15 protein-coding genes and 2 pseudogenes are annotated in these 20,034 nt (G+C 43.0%); 16 read left to right on the forward strand and 1 reads right to left on the reverse strand.

Annotation, left to right across the window (positions count from 1 at the left end):
• Window positions 1–152: 152 nt before the first annotated feature.
• The 9 genes from pyrF (at window position 153) to nt5e (ending at window position 9,381) form a co-directional block, all read left to right on the forward strand.
• Complete coding sequence (pyrF, locus tag K1I94_RS02720; RefSeq protein ID WP_002912559.1) at window positions 153–845, forward strand: orotidine-5'-phosphate decarboxylase; 693 nt, start codon at window positions 153–155, stop codon at window positions 843–845.
• Between the two features lie 79 nt (window positions 846–924).
• A complete protein-coding gene (gene pyrE / locus K1I94_RS02725; RefSeq protein WP_002906489.1) occupies window positions 925–1,554 on the forward strand; it encodes an orotate phosphoribosyltransferase in 630 nt (209 codons plus the stop codon).
• Between the two features lie 110 nt (window positions 1,555–1,664).
• On the forward strand, window positions 1,665–3,203 hold the full coding sequence (locus K1I94_RS02730) for a glycosyltransferase family 39 protein (protein ID WP_223314323.1): 1,539 nt from the start codon (window positions 1,665–1,667) through the stop codon (window positions 3,201–3,203).
• Window positions 3,200–3,952: a DUF4336 domain-containing protein gene (locus K1I94_RS02735; protein ID WP_223314324.1), complete on the forward strand. Its 753-nt coding sequence runs from the start codon at window positions 3,200–3,202 to the stop codon at window positions 3,950–3,952. Before K1I94_RS02730 ends, K1I94_RS02735 begins: the two co-directional genes overlap by 4 nt.
• A gap of 51 nt (window positions 3,953–4,003) precedes the next feature.
• Window positions 4,004–4,636 carry a hypothetical protein gene (locus tag K1I94_RS02740; RefSeq protein ID WP_223314325.1) on the forward strand — a complete coding sequence of 211 codons (633 nt, stop codon included), beginning with the start codon at window positions 4,004–4,006 and terminating at the stop codon, window positions 4,634–4,636.
• A 10-nt stretch (window positions 4,637–4,646) separates the two neighbouring features.
• Window positions 4,647–5,300 (forward strand): uracil-DNA glycosylase, encoded by a 654-nt coding sequence (locus K1I94_RS02745; RefSeq protein WP_223314326.1) that lies wholly within the window; start codon window positions 4,647–4,649, stop codon window positions 5,298–5,300.
• A gap of 8 nt (window positions 5,301–5,308) precedes the next feature.
• On the forward strand, window positions 5,309–5,773 hold the full coding sequence (locus K1I94_RS02750; protein WP_002904550.1) for an NUDIX hydrolase: 465 nt from the start codon (window positions 5,309–5,311) through the stop codon (window positions 5,771–5,773).
• Between the two features lie 12 nt (window positions 5,774–5,785).
• Complete coding sequence (locus K1I94_RS02755; protein ID WP_223314327.1) at window positions 5,786–7,054, forward strand: dihydroorotase; 1,269 nt, start codon at window positions 5,786–5,788, stop codon at window positions 7,052–7,054.
• A 167-nt stretch (window positions 7,055–7,221) separates the two neighbouring features.
• On the forward strand, window positions 7,222–9,381 hold the full coding sequence (gene nt5e, locus K1I94_RS02760) for a cell surface ecto-5'-nucleotidase Nt5e (RefSeq protein ID WP_223314328.1): 2,160 nt from the start codon (window positions 7,222–7,224) through the stop codon (window positions 9,379–9,381).
• Between the two features lie 39 nt (window positions 9,382–9,420).
• On the opposite strand, the gene plsY is transcribed toward nt5e, so the two are convergent.
• Window positions 9,421–10,071, reverse strand: a complete 651-nt coding sequence (gene plsY, locus K1I94_RS02765) for a glycerol-3-phosphate 1-O-acyltransferase PlsY (RefSeq protein WP_223314329.1) — start codon at window positions 10,069–10,071, stop codon at window positions 9,421–9,423.
• A 190-nt stretch (window positions 10,072–10,261) separates the two neighbouring features.
• Between plsY and parE the strand changes: the two genes are divergently transcribed.
• From parE to K1I94_RS02800, 7 genes and pseudogenes are all read left to right on the forward strand, one after another.
• Entirely contained in the window at window positions 10,262–12,205 is a 1,944-nt protein-coding gene (gene parE / locus K1I94_RS02770) for a DNA topoisomerase IV subunit B (protein WP_223314330.1), read from the forward strand.
• 15 nt (window positions 12,206–12,220) lie between these two features.
• Window positions 12,221–14,254 carry an HsdM family class I SAM-dependent methyltransferase gene (locus tag K1I94_RS02775; RefSeq protein ID WP_223314331.1) on the forward strand — a complete coding sequence of 678 codons (2,034 nt, stop codon included), beginning with the start codon at window positions 12,221–12,223 and terminating at the stop codon, window positions 14,252–14,254.
• Between the two features lie 59 nt (window positions 14,255–14,313).
• A pseudogene (locus tag K1I94_RS02780) lies at window positions 14,314–14,910 on the forward strand (restriction endonuclease subunit S); the annotation flags it as partial.
• A 35-nt stretch (window positions 14,911–14,945) separates the two neighbouring features.
• Entirely contained in the window at window positions 14,946–15,443 is a 498-nt protein-coding gene (locus K1I94_RS02785) for a restriction endonuclease subunit S (protein WP_398578206.1), read from the forward strand.
• Window positions 15,433–16,233, forward strand: coding sequence for a HEPN domain-containing protein (locus K1I94_RS02790; RefSeq protein WP_223314334.1), 801 nt, complete (start codon window positions 15,433–15,435; stop codon window positions 16,231–16,233). The genes K1I94_RS02785 and K1I94_RS02790 overlap by 11 nt, the downstream gene beginning before the upstream one ends.
• Window positions 16,234–16,314: 81 nt before the next feature.
• Window positions 16,315–18,765, forward strand: coding sequence for a DNA topoisomerase IV subunit A (gene parC, locus K1I94_RS02795; protein ID WP_223314335.1), 2,451 nt, complete (start codon window positions 16,315–16,317; stop codon window positions 18,763–18,765).
• Window positions 18,766–18,934: 169 nt separating this feature from the next.
• Window positions 18,935–19,960, forward strand: a pseudogene (locus K1I94_RS02800) (branched-chain amino acid aminotransferase); the annotation flags it as partial.
• Window positions 19,961–20,034: the final 74 nt, after the last annotated feature.

Genomic DNA, 20,034 nt, shown 5'->3' on the forward strand with positions numbered 1-20,034 from the left:
TTGAATGGCAGATACTGCCACATTTTCGTGTAACCTTGCTCTCGGACAAGGTTTTTTCTATGTCTCTGAGCCTAGCGTGAAGGTCAATTTGGATATAGGAGTGCCTAGCAGAGTTCTTTAAAGTTAAAAATTAAAAAGGAGATTTTCCCCTCATGCGTGAAGAACGGCCTATTATCGCCCTCGACTTTCCATCTTTTGATGATGTCAAAGATTTCTTGGAGCATTTTCCGGAAGATGAAAAACTCTATGTCAAAATCGGCATGGAATTCTTCTATGCCATCGGTCCAGAAATCGTTCATTATCTGAAAGGTCTTGGACACAGCATTTTCTTGGATCTGAAACTGCACGACATTCCTAATACAGTCCGCTCAGCCATGTCTGTCTTAGGTACTTTTGGCATCGACATGGTGACGGTCCATGCAGCAGGCGGTGTAGAGATGATGAGCGAAGCTAAGAAGGTCTTGGGGGATAAGGCTAAGTTGGTTGCGGTGACCCAGCTGACCTCGACCAGCGAGGAAGATATGCGTGATTGCCAAAATATCCAAACTACGGTTCAGGAGTCTGTTGTAAATTATGCTCGGAAGGCTAAAGAAGCTGGCTTGGATGGCGTAGTTTGCTCAGCTCAAGAAGTGGAACTGATTAAGGCGGCAACTGCTGAAGACTTTCTCTGTGTAACGCCGGGTATTCGGCCAGCTGGATCAGAAATCGGTGACCAAAAGCGGGTCATGACTCCACAAGAAGCTCATCAAATTGGCAGTGATTATATTGTAGTCGGCCGTCCGATTATCCAAGCTGAAAATCCTTGGGATGCCTACCACGAGATTAAGAAGCAGTGGAATAGCTAGACAATAACAAGAGATTCGAATTAAATCGTTATACGAAATTGACAGCATCATAAACATTCAAATTTATAAGGAGCAAAAGATGACTTTAGCAAAAGAGATTGCGCGTGATTTATTGAAAATCAAAGCTGTGTATTTGAAGCCAGAAGAACCTTTTACATGGGCATCAGGTATCAAGTCACCTATTTATACGGACAACCGTGTGACCTTGGCTTATCCAGAGACTCGAACCTTGATTGAAGATGGTTTCGTTGAAAAGATTCGGGCGGAATTTCCAGATGTAGAAGTCATTGCCGGAACTGCGACAGCGGGCATTCCTCACGGAGCCATTATTGCAGATAAGATGAACCTGCCATTTGCCTATATCCGCAGCAAACCAAAAGATCACGGAGCGGGCAATCAAATCGAAGGTCGCGTAGCGCCTGGGCAGAAGATGGTTGTCATTGAAGACTTAATCTCTACTGGTGGTTCGGTCTTGGATGCGATTGCTGCAGCGAAACGTGAAGGTGCGGATGTGATTGGCGCAGCAGCTATCTTTACCTATGAGCTACCAAAAGCAGAAAAGAACTTTAATGATGCGGGTGTGAAATTAGTAACCCTTTCTAACTACACTGAGCTAATCACTCTGGCTGAAGCAGAAGGTTATGTCAGTCCTGAGGGCTTGGCCTTGCTTGAGAAATTTAAGCATGACCAAGAAAATTGGCATGTTTAGACGAATACAAATAAAATGATCTGACTCTTATTCAGGTCATTTTTCTGTAAAACGTCCTTGTCTTGCCTTTTAAAATGGCTTAAAGTCTCGGTATTTGGTATAATAGAGCTATGTCTAAGATTTATCATCTATCCTTTTCGATATTACAGAAAGTTATGCTAATTACGGCTGTTCACTGGTTTCTGATTGCCATCTGGCATGTTGCAGAGCTGAATAGTATAGCTATAATTGCCTTTGTTGGCTTGGCTTATCTGGCCTATCGCTATCGGCATTTGCTAGAAAAAGCTTATCATTGGTTGATGAAGCATAAATTTCTTATTATGCTAGCTGCCTTTATTTTTCAGCTGATAATGCTCTTTTCAGCTGAGCTTTTGATTAGGCGGGATGCAGCAGTAGTCTTTACAGGGGCTTTCAAAACTCTGAAAGAAAGCTCCATTTCCAGCTATCTGACCCGCAACCCTAACAATGTCTCACTCTTTCTCTACGAGCGTTTTTTCTTTAATGTATTTGGGGAATCTGGTCTATGGGTCATGCAGGCCTTGAATATTGTTTATACTAACGTAACGGCCTTGATTCTCTATAAGGGTTGCCAAAAGTATTTTTCCCAAAAAACTGCAGATGCTGTCTTTAGTCTTTATGTGCTTTTACTGGGATTTTCTCCTTATTTCTTTTCAATGTATACGGATATTCCGCCCCTGCCTTTCATTAGTCTGCAGATTTTCCTAGTTCTGGGATTGCTGAAGGGAGAGGAAACCAGCCGACAGCTGGTTTGGCGCAGTATTTTGCTTGGGCTGATGACTAGTCTAGCTTTCTTCTTTAGACCAACAGTAATGATTCTACTGATAGCTGTCTTCGGAGTCCTCTTTTTCAAAAAGAACTGGAAGAAGTTCTTTCTGACACTAGTCGTTTTTGCTTGCAGTTTTGTGATTAGCTACGCCCCGCTGCATTACTGGTCCAAGCATCAGACGGAAGTGCCGATTATGAAGGGAGAGGGACTAGCAAAAGGTCCCCTGCTCTTTATCAATCTAGGTCTGACCTTCAATGGCCACAATCAGGAAGATATGAAAGAAGGGCTCTTGCAGTATATTGAGCCCGACAAGCAGTATGACTATAACAATGGCATGTTTGCCAAGGAATATGTTATCAAGGAAATCAAGCGGCGCTTAAGTGAATATAATCCTTTGACTTTAGCTCATCATCTCTTCCACAAGCAGTCTCTGACTGTAGCAGAAGGAGATTTGGGCTGGCTTTACCGCAGTGTTGAAAATGAAAAGACGCCTTATATATCGCCTTTTTACCAAGATACGAAAGATAATCCTTTAACTCAGTTTGTCCGTGACTTCTTCCTGAACACTGACAAGTCAGAATTTGTCTATTTCTCGCTGTCCAAGCAGGTGGTTTGGATTGTCATGGCGGCAGGACTTGTCTTTGGCCTTTGGAAATATCGCTCCAGTGATGAACTGAATTTTCTAACCTTAGCTGTTTTTGGTGGCCTGCTTTTTCTGCAGATTTTCGAAGGAGGCAAGACGCGTTATCTGATTCAGTTTTTGCCACAGATTTTGATTCTATCCGCCCTAGGATTAGCCCAGTACCCACAAGCTCTAGGGAAGTTTCGCTTTTGGACTAGAAAGAAGGAGTCTTTAGAATGAAAAGACCTGTTCCTATCTATGAACCGCTTTATAGCTTGAAGCCCATCGCCGAGAATATCTGGATTGTTGATGGTGATTTGATTGAGATGGATGCGGTGCTGACAAATCTGCCCTTTTCTACCCGCATGACTGTCATTAAGTTAGCAAATGGCCAGCTCTGGTGTCATTCACCAATTCAGCCAAATCAAGCTTTGTTTGACCAGTTGGAAGCTTTGGGACCAGTTGCACACCTTGTGTCGCCTAATAAGATTCACTATGCTTATATAGCTGACTGGAAGAAGCGTTATCCTGAGGCAATTGCTTGGTCTAGCCCAGGAGTGGAAGAGAGAGCAGCCAAGCAGAAAATACCAGTCTCTTTTGATGAAAAGCTGACAGATGAGGCTCCAGAAGCTTGGGCAGGTCAGATAGATCAGTTGATTTTCAAGGGAAGTACTTATATTGAGGAAGTTGTCTTTTTTCATAAGGACAGTCAGACCTTGATTTTGACAGATTTGATTGAGAATTTTGAAACAGAGTATTTTCCAAGTCAGATTCGCGGCAAAGCTTATAAATTAGTTCGAGTTGCAGCTCCGGATGGCCAGACACCTATTGACTACCGCATGACCTTTATCGGTCATCAAAAAGAAGCCAAAGAATGTCTAGATCAGATGCTGGCTTGGCAACCGGAGAAAATCATACTAGCTCATGGTCGTTGTTTTCTGGAAAATGGCACAGCAGAACTCAGAAGAGCGCTTAGGTGGATAAGATAGGAAAAGAAAATACTTATTGCCTTGTTCCAAGGAGGATATTCCTAAAATTTTATGATACAGAGAAGTTTGTTTTTTAATTTTATATACAAAATCGTTTTTCTTATGCTTCTGATTTTGCTGACCGTTTTTGCTTTTTCTTATTTGGTTCATAATGGAAGTGGATATGTTCGGGAAGAAGCGAGTAAGAGTGAAAGAAAAAGTGCTTATGTAGGGGTCGCTGGTGGAATTATTATTTCTGGTTTCGCTTTTGTTCGATTTCTTGAATTAACTGAGCATATCAGCAGGCATAGAAAATATCTTAAAATAATGACGGAGGAATTATCTCCAACTCCTGATTTTGAAACAATAGAAGAAGAGGTCGACTTTCACGACAAAGAATTAAAGCTTTTGATTTATAAGAATTGCCTCATTACTTATCATAACTATTTCTGTTTTAGAAAGTTGGATTCTCAAATTTGGCAGATTTTCTTGAATAAATATCAGAAATATAGTCGATACAAGGGCAAGAAAAGCAAGTCTCTTTTGCCACCGAAGTTCTTCCTTATTGTTAGAAATCAAGACTATAGGGAACAGTTTATGCCACTTAAGTACAAAGAGAAAAATTGGAGTCGCTTTAGAGCTTATCTAGCTGACCATTATCCGGCCATAGAGCTAGATGAAAAAGTTCGTGAAATTGAGACGTAAGGAGACATGTATGCAGCATTCAGCTTGGCACGCTTTGATTAAGGAACAGCTGCCGGAAGGTTATTTTGCAAAAATCAATCATTTTTTAGACGAAGTGTATGCTTCAGGGACCATTTACCCACCTCGGGAAAAGGTTTTTAATGCGATTCAGACGACAGATTTAGCAGATGTTAAGGTGGTTATTTTGGGGCAGGATCCCTACCATGGACCAAGACAGGCACAGGGCTTGAGTTTTTCAGTACCTGATGATATTCCAGCTCCGCCTTCTTTGCAAAATATTCTCAAAGAACTGGCTGATGATATCGGAGTGAAAGAGTCGCATGATTTGACTTCCTGGGCTCAGCAAGGTGTTCTCTTGCTCAATGCTGGGCTGACTGTGCCTGCTGGTCAGGCCAATGCGCATGCAGGTTTAATCTGGGAGCCATTTACAGATGCTATTATCAAGGTAGTCAATGAAAAGTCTGATCCAGTCGTCTTTATCCTATGGGGTTCATACGCCCGCAAGAAAAAAGCCTTGATAAGCAATCCTCAACATTTGATAATCGAGTCGGCTCACCCAAGCCCGCTGTCTGCTTACCGTGGTTTCTTTGGTAGTAAACCTTTTTCTCGTACCAATGATTTCTTAGTGAATAAGGGCTTGGAACCTATCGATTGGTTGGCTTAGGAGGTAGTATGGTTCAGTTAGCAACGATTTGTTATATCGATAATGGCCGGGAGTTTCTTATGTTGCATCGCAACAAAAAGCCTAACGATGTCCACGCTGGGAAATGGATTGGTGTCGGCGGTAAGTTAGAGCGAGGAGAAACCCCTCAGGAATGCGCAGCACGCGAGATTCTAGAGGAAACAGGACTAAAGGCTAAACCTGTTCTCAAAGGCGTTATTACTTTTCCAGAGTTTACTCCCGACTTGGACTGGTACACCTATGTCTTCAAGGTGACTGAGTTTGAGGGGGAACTGATTGACTGCAACGAAGGGACTTTGGAATGGGTGCCCTATGATCAGGTTTTGTCTAAACCAACCTGGGAAGGCGATCATACCTTTGTTGAGTGGCTTCTAGAAGACAAGCCTTTCTTTTCTGCAAAGTTTGTTTATGACGGAGATAAGCTGCTGGATACTCAGGTGGATTTTTACGAATAAGGAGATGAGACGATGCTATTAATCAAAAACGGACAAGTTATGGATCCTAAGACTGGTTTTGACCAAATTTCCGACCTCTTGGTTGAGGGGAAGAAGATTGTTAAAATTGGTCAAGATTTGCAGGCAGAAGGAGCAAAAGTTATTGATGCCAGTGGTTTGGTTGTGGCTCCAGGTTTGGTGGATATACATGTGCATTTCCGGGAGCCGGGCCAGACTCATAAGGAAGATATTCACACGGGGGCCTTGGCAGCAGCAGCAGGTGGTTTTACGACCGTTGTAATGATGGCCAATACCAATCCGACCATTTCTACAGTTGAAACTCTGAAGGAAGTGCTGGACTCGGCTAGTCGTGAAAATATCCATATCAAGTCGGTCGCGACAATCACAGAGAATTTTGATGGACAGCATCTGACAGATTTCCAAGGTCTCTTGGCAGCTGGTGCAGTAGGTTTTTCTGATGACGGTATTCCACTGACCAACGCTGGCATTGTCCGTCAAGCGCTCGTAGAAGCGCGTAAAAATAACACCTTTATCAGCTTGCATGAGGAAGATCCCAATCTCAACGGCATACTCGGTTTTAACGAGCATATTGCCAAAGAGCATTTTCATATCTGTGGCGCGACAGGTGTGGCAGAATACAGCATGGTTGCCCGCGATGTCATGATTGCTTATGATGCAAAGGCTCATGTGCATATCCAGCATTTGTCCAAGGCTGAGAGTGTAAAAGTGGTGGAATTCGCTCAGAAGCTAGGCGCTCAAGTCACCGCTGAAGCAGCACCTCAGCACTTCTCTAAGACAGAAGCTCTGCTATTGACCAAGGGCAGCAATGCTAAGATGAATCCGCCTCTGCGCTTAGAATCGGACCGGCTAGCGGTTATTGAGGGGCTCAAGTCTGGTGTCATTTCTGTCATTGCGACGGATCACGCTCCACATCATGCTGACGAGAAAAATGTAGCAGACATCACTCAGGCGCCTTCTGGCATGACTGGTCTTGAGACTTCGCTTTCTCTGGGACTGACCTACTTGGTAGATGCTGGTCATCTGAGCTTGATGGAACTTTTGGAGAAAATGACTTTTAATCCGGCTCAGTTGTATGGTTTTGATGCTGGCTTTATTGCTCAGGATGGTCCAGCCGATTTGACAATATTTGACCCAGAAGCAGATAGACTTGTGACGGACCATTTTGCTTCCAAGGCTACCAATTCACCTTTCGTTGGTGAAAAGCTTAAAGGCCAAGTGAAGTTTACCATCTGTGATGGGGAAGTTGTCTTTGAGGGATAATAAATATAGTTCAGACTCTGATGAATTTCAGAGCCTTTTTTAACACAGAAAATTTTCTAGTAATTTTCTGAAAAACCGAATGTTTGTTGAAATAGTGTTGATTTAGTTCCTTTTTAAGCAAAAAAGATGTATAATATAACAAAATACTAAAGAGGAGTGTTCGTTATATGAAGAAGAAATTTTTCATCTTACCTGTTCTATCAACAGTGCTTTTGGCACCTGCTTTTTTGGCTCATCAAGTCTCTGCAGAAGAGGCACAGGCTAGTCCAGAGCCGGCAACGACTGAGTTGACCAATCAGCCAGCTGCTGAGACAGCTTCTGAAGCGCAACCAACTGCTCCAGCAGCTTCAGCAGAAGAAAAGCCAGCAGCAGATAGTCAGAATACAGCGGCTCCGGCTGCTCCAGCAGCGACAGAAGCCGCTGCAGCACCAGCCCAGTCCGAAAATCTGCCAGAGGCTACGATTCTCCATACTAACGATGTGCATGGCCGCATCGTAGAGGAAAAAGGCGTTATCGGTGATGCTAAGCTAGCTACTGTTATCAAGGAAGAGCGTGCTAAAAACCCTAAAGCGTTAGTTGTGGATGCGGGGGATGCTTTCCAGGGTCTGCCAATTTCCAATAGTTCAAAAGGGGAAGAACGGGCTAAAATCCTCAATGAAATAGGCTACGATGCTATGGCAGTCGGGAACCATGAGTTTGACTTTGGTCTAGATGAGGCAAAGAAATACAAGGAAATTCTTAAATTCCCACTTCTCAGCTCCAATACCTACGCTAATAATGCTCGAGTTTTCCAAGCCTCTACCATTGTAGACAAGGATCCAGCGGTTGAGGGAGACGAATTCGTAGTAATCGGTGTGACAACACCAGAAACTGCTACAAAAACTCACCCTAAAAACATCCAAGGTGTGACCTTCACTGATCCAATCACAGAGGTTAATCGGGTTATTGACGAAATCGAAGCACGCGCAGCGGCAGAAGGAAAGAACTACAAAAACTACGTTGTTCTAGCTCACTTGGGTGTTGACACGACCACGCCGACTGAGTGGCGTGGCTCAACATTGGCTGAAGCTCTTTCTAAAAATCCTAAGCTCAAGGGCAAGCGCGTAACCGTTATTGACGGCCACTCCCACACAGTAGAGTCTACGACTTATGGCGATAATGTCACCTACAACCAGACTGGTAGCTACCTACACAATATCGGTAAAGTGACTTTCAAGGCCAATCAACTTCTGGGAAATCCTCAGCAAATCCCTGCCGAAACAGCTAAAAAAGTCGCTCCAGACCCAGTTGTAGCAGACATGGTCAGCAAGATTAAAGCCAGATACGACGCAGATAATGCCAAGGTTATCGTGGCTAACAGTCCTGTAGAGCTTAATGGCGATCGTGAAAATGTCCGCGTTCGGGAAACCAATCTGGGTAATGTCGTAGCCGATGCTCTCTACGATTATGGTCAAACTGGCTTTGCCAATAAAACAGACTTGGCTGTTACTAACGGAGGCGGCCTGCGTGAAACTATTGCTAAAGACAAGCCAATCACCAAGGGAGATGTTATCGCTGTATTGCCTTTTGGGAACACTATTTCTCAAATCAAGGTGACTGGTCAAAATATCGCAGATATGTTTGCCAAATCTCTGGGCTCTATCCTTCAGGAAAAAGATGGCAAGCCTGTGCTGGATGAGAACGGACAACCCTTGCTGGAACCAAGCGGTGGTTACCTGCAAATCTCTGGAGCTAAAGTTTACTACGACACCACTCTGCCAGCTAATCAGCGTGTCCTCCACATTGAGATTAAGAACAAAGAAACTGGTGTTTATGAGCCTCTTGATCCAAATAAGACCTACTATCTGACGACAAACGACTTCCTGGCTGCTGGTGGTGACGGCTATACTATGCTGAGCGGCCCTCGCGAAGAAGGACCATCTATGGATGTGGCCTTTGCTGACTATCTGGCAAAAGCAGATTTGACAGCCTATGCGGTCATCAATCCAAACTCCCGTGCTATCTCTATTTCATCCACTAAGGATACAGATGGCGATGGTTATACAGATATTGAAGAAATCAAGCAAGGAACAGATCCGGCCAATGCAGCTTCCTACCCAGCTGGTGCCAAAGCAGCTGATCCTGGAAAACAGGCAGCACCACTGATCAACACTCCAAAACAAACCAAGCAAGTACCTGTCCATGTTGCCAAGACCTTTACTAAGGATCCTGCAGCTAAAGGACTGCCACAGACAGGCAGCGAATCAGCCGTTGCCCTGAGCTTAGTTGGTATGGTTTTAGGATTCTTGGGATTGGCAGGAATTAAGAAAAGTCATAAAGAAGACTAGTTAGAAGACACAATAAAACGGAAGTTGTTCACTTCCGTTTTATTTCTTAGCCTCAGGATTTTGATGTGTGATATTCAAGCCCCAAGGGATTAAGTTTTCTTTTTTCTTTTTGATACGTTGGATATTGTCCTTGTGCCGGAGGATAATAATCAAAGCCAGCGCAATGATAATCAGAGTGAAGAAGAGGTCGTAGCTGGGCAGTATAAAGCCAACTAGAGGGAAGAGCAGAACCGACAGGATAGCTATGACTGCTGAGAGCACACTTGCCAGAGAAATCATACTTCCTAGATAGAGGATGCTGGCAAAGATGACAATCAGATAGACAAAGAAGGCAGGTGAGAAGCCCAGAACAACCCCTGCACTGGTTGCCACGGCCTTGCCGCCCTTAAAGCCAGCAAAGATAGGAAAGGTATGGCCGATTACAGCCAAGAGACCAAAAACAAGCGGCGAAACACCCTCAATATGCAAAAAGAAAGGCAGCAGGGTCGCTGCAGTTCCTTTGAGAAAGTCAATAGCAAAAGTAGCCGTCCCCGCTGTCTTTCCCAAAATTCGGAAAGTATTGGTCGTTCCGGTATTGCCGCTGCCGTATTCCCGCAGGTTCTTCTTAAAGAAAATTTGCCCAATCCAAAGCCCAGTCGGAATAGAGCCCAGTAAATATGCTAGTATTAATCCAATTATCGTGTTCATCATGATTTTATTATACCATTATTTCGCTTTCTTACAATAGAAAAGGATAGAATTTATAGCAGGAAATGTCTACTCGGATATTGGATTGTTCTTCGTGTAAAATCAGTCCTTATCAGCATTATTTTCAAAAAAATCTTTGCAATATTTGCCAAAAACTTGTAAGATAGAAAAGATGAATCATTAGGAGGTTCTTGTGGCAAAAAAGGAAATTAATATTAACAATTATAATGACGATGCTATTCAGGTATTAGAAGGGTTGGACGCGGTCCGCAAACGTCCAGGAATGTATATCGGATCGACCGACGGAGCGGGACTCCACCATCTGGTCTGGGAGATTGTGGACAATGCTGTCGATGAGGCCCTGTCAGGCTTCGGTGACCGAATCGATGTGACGATAAACAAAGACGGAAGTCTGACTGTCGCAGACCACGGACGCGGGATGCCAGTCGGCAAGCACGCTATGGGTATTCCTACGGTTGAGGTCATCTTCACCGTTCTCCACGCTGGCGGTAAGTTCGGCCAAGGCGGCTATAAGACCTCGGGCGGTCTCCACGGTGTAGGGTCCTCTGTTGTCAATGCCCTGTCTAGCTGGCTGGAAGTGGAAATCACGCGGGATGGTACTGTTTACAAGCAGCGCTTTGAAAATGGTGGGAAACCAGTCACTACGCTCAAGAAAATCGGCACTGCACCTAAGTCTAAGTCTGGGACCAAAGTGACCTTCATGCCGGATGATACGATTTTTTCAACGACGGACTTCAAGTACAATACTATTGCTGAGCGGCTTAAGGAATCAGCTTTTCTTCTTAAGAATGTCCGTCTGTCGCTGACCGATGCGCGGACTGGCGAAGAAGTAGAGTTTCACTATGAGAATGGGGTTGAAGACTTTGTCAGCTATCTCAATGAAGACAAAGAAACCCTGACTCCTGTCCTCTATTTCGAGGGTGAGGAAAGCGGCTTTCAAGTTCAGGTGGCCCTCCAGTATAACGACGGCTACGCCGATAATATCCTGTCCTTTGTCAATAACGTCCGCACCAAGGACGGCGGTACCCACGAGACGGGGTTCAAGACTGCTATCACCAAAGCCATGAACGACTATGCCAGAAAGACGGGCCTGCTCAAGGAAAAGGACAAGAATCTGGAAGGCTCGGACTACCGCGAGGGTCTGGCTGCTGTCCTGTCCATCCTGGTCCCTGAGGCGCACCTGCAGTTTGAAGGCCAGACCAAGGACAAGCTGGGTAGCCCTTTGGCTCGTCCGGCCGTGGACTCCATCGTCTCTGACAAGCTGACCTTCTTCCTCTTGGAAAATGGTGAGCTGGCATCTAATCTTATCCGCAAGGCTATCAAGGCCAGAGATGCCAGAGAAGCGGCTCGCAAGGCGCGTGACGAAAGTCGGAATGGCAAGAAGAATAAAAAAGACAAGGGCTTGCTCTCTGGTAAGCTGACTCCGGCCCAGTCCAAGAATCCAGCCAAGAACGAACTCTATCTGGTCGAGGGAGACTCTGCCGGTGGTTCTGCCAAGCAAGGCCGTGACCGTAAGTTCCAAGCCATCTTGCCCCTGCGCGGTAAGGTTATCAATACTGCTAAGGCTAAGATGGCCGATATTCTCAAGAACGAAGAAATCAACACCATGATCTACACGATTGGAGCGGGTGTTGGTACAGACTTTACCCTTGAGGATGCCAACTATGACAAGATTATCATCATGACCGATGCGGACACTGACGGTGCCCATATCCAGACCTTGCTGCTGACCTTTTTCTATCGCTATATGCGCCCGCTGGTCGAGGCTGGCCGCGTCTATATTGCCCTGCCGCCTCTCTACAAGATGTCCAAGGGCAAGGGCAAGAGCGAAGTTGTCGAGTATGCTTGGACCGACGGTGAGCTGGACGACCTGCGCCGCAAGTTTGGCAAGGGTGCCATGCTTCAGCGCTACAAGGGGCTCGGTGAAATGAACGCCGACCAACTCTGGGAGACCACCATGAATCCCGATACTCGCACCCTCATCCGTGTCACCATCGAAGACCTGGCCCGCGCCGAACGCCGCGTCAATGTCCTCATGGGCGACAAGGTCGAACCACGCCGCAAGTGGATTGAGGATAACGTCAAGTTTACGCTTGAGGAAGTAACAGCATTTTAATAAGAAAGATAAAACATGACAGTAAATTGGAAATTAGAATCAGATGTGAACGATTGGGTAAAACGACAGTTAGAGGGTTTAGGATTAGTCAAACTTGTAGATTTTAACGAAGAATCGGCAATGAGTCCTAAGCTTAAATCAGCTCTGAAAGGAGCTGCTAAGACTAAAATGAAGACGAAGACTGGTACGCCAGACTTTCATGTTGAAAAATATGTTGACAGATACAAAGTGCCTGTTATCATTGAGGACAAGCTTAAACTGAATAAATTGGTAGCTCAAACAAAAGATGGATTGAAATTTGACTATAACTCAGTTAATTCTTTTGCTGTAAATGGTGCTATTCATTATTCTCGAAAGGTAATTGACAGCGGGAAATACAATGAAGTTATTGCGATTGGAATTGCAGGTGATAATGCCGAAAATGTTGCTATTAAAGTCTATTATGTTTTTGGTTCTGCAGAAAATGCCTATAAAGAAGTTACAACTGTCACAACTTTAGACTTTCTCGAAAATGAAAAAACTTTTGCTGAATTTTATAATGAAGCAAAACTTAGTGAAGAAGACAAGCATCAAATCCTTATTGATAGCCAGGCAACTTTGCAAAATTATGCTAAAAAGTTAAATAAGCTTATGCACAATCATAATATTACTGCTCCACAGCGAGTTTTGTATGTGTCTGGTATGCTTTTGGCTATGCAGGAAGTAGTAGATAGCGATGGAAAACATGTAGATGATGGTTTAACTCCTGATGATCTTAAAGGTATCCAATCGGCATCTAAACGAGATGGTAAAAAAGTTGTTGATCAAATTAAATCTTTTTTAGATGAAAGAAATATTAATCCTGAAAAATTGAAATTGATGATGGCATCTTTTGCTGAAATTTCCAAGGACAGTCAACGAGATGAATTACATGAGACGGATAAAGAAGTTGCTAAGTTTATTGATGGCTCATCATCAGTGACAAAGCAAATTTTCACTTTCATTTTTGAATATATCTTTAAATCAATTGATGGTTTAGGTGGCCATATTGATATTATGGGAGAGATGTACTCTGAGTTCCTTAAGTATGCTCTTGGTGATGGGAAGGAAATCGGAATCGTATTGACTCCTCCTTATGTGACCAAAATGATGTCTCAAATTCTTGACATTGATATGAATAACAAGGTGATGGACTTAGCAACCGGTTCTGCTGGATTTTTGATTTCTGCTATGGAATTAATGACAGATAGTGCTAATGAAAAGTATGGTAAAGGAACAACTAGAGCAGAAAAAACAATTAGAAACATTAAACGAAATAATCTTTTAGGGATTGAACTCAATGCAGAAATGTACACCCTAGCGACAACTAATATGATTTTGCGTGGAGACGGTTCTAGTCGTATTGAAAAAGGTTCTGCTTTTAATCGTCCTGAAAGTCTTTTTGCAGACTTTAAAGCAGATCGTGTCTTGTTAAATCCTCCATTTTCTTACAAAGAAAATGGCCTGCCATTCATTGCCTATGGCCTGGATAAAATGGAGAAAGGCGGACTTGGTGCTATCATTATCCAAGACAGTGCTGGGTCAGGTAAGGCGACAGAGACTGCTAAGGCTATCTTGAAGAAACATACATTGTTAGCTTCAATCAAAATGCCAGTTGATCTATTCGTTCCCATGGCAGGAGTACAAACCTCTATTTATATTTTTGAAGCTCATAAAAAACATGACTATGAGCAGATGGTTAAATTTATTGATTTCAGAAATGATGGATATAAACGTGCAAAACGAGGAATTTCAGAAATAGATAGTCCTGTTCAGCGTTACCAGGATATTATCAAGATTTACAAAGCTGGAACTCGTGCAAAAGTTGATCAAGAGCTCTGGAATTTAGAACAAGTCTATTTTGAAGATTTTATCACTGATAAAGGTAATGACTGGAATTTTGAGCAGCATCAAGTAATTGATACCAAACCAACCTTGGACGATTTTAAAAAGACTGTTGCCGACTACCTAGCTTGGGAAGTTGACCAACTTCTAAAAAACAAGGGAGATGATGACTCAAAAAAAGCTTAAGCCCTCGTCTTCAGAAATTAAATGAAGAATTTGAAGCTAGCGGGGGCGAATGGAGAGAAGTCAAAGTGGGAAAATTGTTTCATATTCGTCCTACTAAAAATTATGGTCTAACAAATCAGAAACTGTTTGCTAATTCTGGTTCAGTACCAGTGGTAGTTAATTCTAGCCAAAATAATGGAATTGGGGGTTTTGTTGATTTAGAACCTACAGAGCAGGGAAATATAATTACTTTTTCTGATACAACTACATCGGATAGTATTTTTTATCAACCAAATGATTTTATAGGTTACTCGCATGTACAGGGAATGTTTCCATATGAAGAGTGGAACAAGTACAGTTTGCTGTATTTTGTAATATGTTTTAGAACTGCTACAAAAGGGAAATTTGACTATGGAAACAAATTTAATAGAGATAAGGCAAAAGAGATTTTAGTTACTGTACCTTACTACAACAATAAGCCGGCATTTAAATATATGGAAAACTACATCAAAGCGCTCGAGGCTGAACGCATCGAGACGCTCGAGGCTGAACGCATCGAGACGCTCGAGGCTTACCTAACTGTAACAAATCTCAGAGATTATCACCTTACAAAAAATGATGAAAAAGTACTTGACAAGTTTGAAAAACTTTCCGATACTAAGAGTAGAGTAGAGTAGAGGAGTCGGGGGTATTTCGGCTTTCTCCAGTTACAATGCTAACGTTGTTTCCGAATATTCATCAAGGGCGACGTTTAAAGAAAGACGACCAGATAAACGGAGATTTGCCTTTTGTGATGGCTGGTACGACCAATACAGGTGTTGTTCAAAATATTGGAAATGATGTTCGCGTTTTTCCAAAACATTCTCTAACCATCGATATTTTTGGTAATACATTTTATAGAGGTTATGAGTTTGGTGCTGGAGATGATACAGGGGTATTTTGGAATGATAAAATGAAAGATAGTAAGGCTCTGCTTTATCTCAAGACTATCATTGAAAAATCACTAATAGGGAAATACGACTTTGGAAGTAAGTTGCGGGCCTCTCAAACTCATAATTTTAAGTTTGATGTTCCTCAAACAAATAACCAAATCGACTATAAATTTATGTCAGACTTTATTCGCGTAGTTGAGAAGTTAGTTATCAAGGATCTTGTTACATGGGCTGACAAAAAAATTGCTGCGACTAAGGAGATTGTTGATGGATTATAAATTTTCGTATCAAGAACGTATAGAGAATATAGAAAATTCTATTGCGAGCTACAATCAGTTAAAACAACTTTCTACTCAGGCATCTGGCTTCATCACTATATCAGATTCTTTATTAGATAATTTAGGAAGTTCATTAGTTGTTGCGATCTATTCTTTATCTGAGCAACTATTAAAAGACACGATATATAAATTACTGGAAGTTGATTTTAAAGAGGAGACTCAAAGTTTTAAGGATAAATTTATTTTAAAACAGATTCCTCCTGAATCACATCCTATTACACCTGATTTAGATAGGATAAAATCGGAGTTGAAAATTTTTGATTCTAATTTTAAACTTTATCTTCCTAAAATAACAGATACCTATAAGAAAGCATATATAAAATTAATTAAAGCTAGGCATGATTATGCCCATGGTAATATACATACAGAAGGTATTGAATACACTGATGCACTTCACTTTGTCGAATATCTAAATATCCATTATTCAGAAATAATAGAGGGAAAATATATAAAAAATATTCAAGATTATGGCAAAAATCTTATAAAATTAAAAGACCATGAAAATTATCAAGAGTTTACTTTTCATAAAGAAGAAATAGCCACTAGTTTATCAATGTGTGTTGGTCAAATTGAAGAATTGTATTTTAGTGAGGAAAAATACGATATTTATTACTTAAATGAAATTTATGAATCACTTAAAGAAGCACATGATATGTTAAACGATATAAAGGAAGATACTTTTCAAGAAGATATTCAAAAATTTAAAGAATTTCTTGATGTGGTGATATAGGAAAAATACTTTCACTTTAGTAGGATTATTCATCCTACTAAAGTGAAAGTATGATAATAAGAAGAATAGTAAGAGAAAAATATGTCCAACATTCAAAACATGTCCCTTGAGGACATTATGGGAGAGCGCTTTGGTCGCTACTCCAAATACATCATTCAAGAGCGGGCCTTGCCGGATATTCGAGATGGCTTGAAGCCTGTTCAGCGCCGTATTCTTTATTCGATGAACAAGGACGGCAACACCTTTGACAAGGGCTACCGCAAGTCAGCTAAGTCAGTCGGGAACATCATGGGAAATTTCCACCCTCACGGTGACAGCTCCATCTACGATGCTATGGTCCGCATGTCTCAGGACTGGAAAAACCGTGAGATTCTCGTTGAGATGCACGGGAACAATGGTTCTATGGACGGTGATCCGCCGGCGGCTATGCGTTATACTGAGGCGCGGCTGTCTGAGATGGCTGGCTATCTTTTGCAGGATATCGAGAAAGATACTGTTCCTTTTGCTTGGAACTTTGACGATACTGAGAAGGAGCCGACTGTTCTGCCAGCAGCCTTTCCTAATCTTTTGGTCAATGGAGCAACTGGGATTTCCGCTGGTTATGCGACGGATATTCCGCCTCATAATCTAGCGGAAGTCATTGACGCGGTTATCTATATGATTGACCATCCGTCGGCCAAGGTGGAGAAACTCATGGAGTTTCTGCCTGGTCCAGACTTCCCGACAGGAGCTATTGTCCAAGGACGAGATGAGATTAAGAAAGCTTATGAGACTGGTAAAGGTCGCGTCGTGGTGCGCTCCAGAACTGAGATTGAAAAGCTGAAGGGCGGAAAAGAGCAAATCGTCATCACTGAGATTCCTTACGAGATTAATAAAGCGGTCTTGGTCAAGAAGATTGACGATGTACGGGTCAATAATAAGGTGGCCGGTATTGCTGAGGTTCGGGACGAATCCGACCGGGACGGTCTTCGCATTGCCATTGAGCTCAAGAAAGACGCCAATACCGAGCTGATTCTCAACTATCTTTTCAAATACACTGATTTGCAAGTTAATTATAACTTCAACATGGTGGCTATTGACAATTTCACACCTCGTTTGGTGGGGATTGTGCCAATCTTAACCAGCTATATTGCCCACCGCAAGGAGATTATTCTAGCTCGCAGCCGTTTTGACAAGTCCAAGGCTGAGAAACGGCTCCATATCGTGGAAGGATTGATTCGGGTGCTTTCCATCTTGGACGAGGTGATTGCCCTGATTCGTGCTTCCGAAAACAAAGCAGACGCCAAGGAAAATCTTAAAGTTAGCTATGATTTCACCGAGGAGCAGGCTGAGGCTATCGTCACTCTCCAACTCTACCGTTTGACAAATACAGACGTAGTGGTTCTGGAAGAGGAAGAAGCAGAGCTGCGTGAGAAGATTGCGATGCTGGCTGCCATTATCGGCGATGAGCGCACCATGTATAATCTTATGAAGCGGGAGCTCCGCGATGTCAAGAAGAAGTTTGGCAATCCGCGGCTCAGTGAGCTGCAGGATACGGCGAACGCCATCGAGATTGATACAGCTAGTCTGATTGTTGAGGAAGAGACCTATGTCAGCGTGACACGTTCTGGTTATATCAAACGGACCAGTCCGCGTTCTTTCTCTGCTTCAACCCTAGAGGAGATGGGCAAGCGTGACGATGACAGACTGATTTTCGTCAGCCCAGCCAAGACAACTCAGCATTTATTGATTTTCACCAGTCTTGGAAATGTCATTTACCGGCCTGTTCATGAGCTGTCAGACATCCGCTGGAAAGAAATCGGAGAACACCTCAGCCAGACCATTAGCAACTTTGATACCAAGGAAGAGGTTATCTATACAGAATTGCTTGATAGCTTTGAAGAGGGGACTTACTTTGCAGCGACCAAACTGGGACAAATCAAGCGTGTAGAGCGCAAGGAGTTCAGTCCTTGGCGGACCTACAAGTCCAAATCGCTTAAGTTTGCTAAACTAAAAAATGAAGACGACCAGGTCATTGCTCTGGCGCCGATTAAGCTGGATGATGTTATGCTCGTGACCAAGAATGGCTATGCTCTCCGCTTCAATATCGAGGAAGTACCAGTCATCGGAGCTAAGGCAGCTGGGGTTAAAGCCATCAATCTCAAGAAAGACGATGTCCTAGCGGCAGCCTTTATCGCCAATACAGACTCACTTTACCTCTTGACTCAGCGTGGTTCGCTCAAGCGTATGGCAGTCGCAGATATTCCTGTTACCAGTCGGGCAAATCGCGGTCTTCAAGTTCTGAGAGAGCTTAAGGCCAAGCCACATCGCGTCTTTGTGGCTGGACCAGTCTTTGGCGAAGCAGTGGACTTTGATCTCTTCACAACAGAAGCAGAAGCTAGTGAGGAGCAGATTTTGCAGGTGCTTTCTAATAAAGGAACTGCCTATGAGATCAATCTAGCTGATCTCAGCCTGTCTGAGAGAACCAGCAACGGCAGCTTCATTTCTGATACCATTTCAGACGAAGAAGTCTTCTCAGCTTACATCAAATAATCATCAAACCAGTTCGCAGGAGCTGGTTTTTTTCAATTTCTAAAAGTTTGATAGTGGCACAGAAGATTGCATAACAAAATTTTCTGAAAATTGAAAATAATACTTGAAAATATCTCAAAAAGGTGTAAAATAGGGAGTATCTAAAAATGAAGTTTGGAAGAAGAGGAGAAAGATCATGACTGTAAATCTTGACTGGGAAAATCTAGGATTCTCATATATGAAACTGCCTTATCGCTACATAGCTTACTATCGCAATGGCCAGTGGGAAGAAGGAACATTAACGGAGGACGCTACACTCCATATTTCTGAGTCCTCTCCCTGCCTTCACTACGGCCAACAGGCTTTTGAGGGTCTAAAGGCTTATCGAACTAAGGACGGCAGTATTCAACTCTTCCGTCCGGATAAAAATGCGGAGCGTCTGCAACGAACTGCCGACCGCTTACTTATGCCGCAAGTTCCTACAGAAATGTTTGTGGATGCAGTCAAGCAGGTTGTCCGAGCTAATGAAGAATATGTTCCACCTTATGGAACAGGTGGAACTCTTTACATTCGACCTCTCTTGATTGGAGTCGGCGATATTATTGGCGTGAAACCAGCTGAAGAATACATTTTCACTATCTTTGTAATGCCGGTTGGCAATTACTTCAAAGGCGGTCTGACTCCGACTAACTTCATTGTGTCAGATGACTATGATCGCGCTGCACCGCACGGAACAGGTGCAGCAAAAGTGGGAGGCAATTATGCTGCTAGCTTATTACCAGGAAAGATTGCCAAGGATAAGCATTTTTCAGATGTGATTTATCTGGATCCAGCAACCCATACCAAGATTGAAGAAGTAGGTTCTGCCAATTTCTTTGGTATCACCAAGGATAATGAGTTTATAACACCGCTCAGTCCGTCTATCTTGCCATCTATCACCAAGTATTCTTTGCTATACCTGGCCGAGCATAGACTAGGGCTCAAACCGATCGAAGGAGACGTTCCTCTGGCAGACTTGGGTAAATTTACTGAAGCTGGCGCTTGTGGAACAGCTGCAGTCATCTCTCCTATCGGTGGTATCCAGCATGGAGATGATTTCCATGTCTTTTATAGCGAGACAGAAGTCGGGCCAGTCACTCGCAAGCTATATGACGAATTAACTGGTATTCAATTCGGCGATGTTGAAGCGCCAGAAGGTTGGATTGTAAAAGTATAATCTAAAAACTGTCCTTGATGGGGCAGTTTTTCTGTAATTCTAGCCCAAGATAGCTTGCGTAGTCAGCCTTTTTC

It is taken from the genome of Streptococcus sanguinis (genome assembly GCF_019929145.1).
GTDB lineage: Bacteria > Bacillota > Bacilli > Lactobacillales > Streptococcaceae > Streptococcus > Streptococcus sanguinis_U.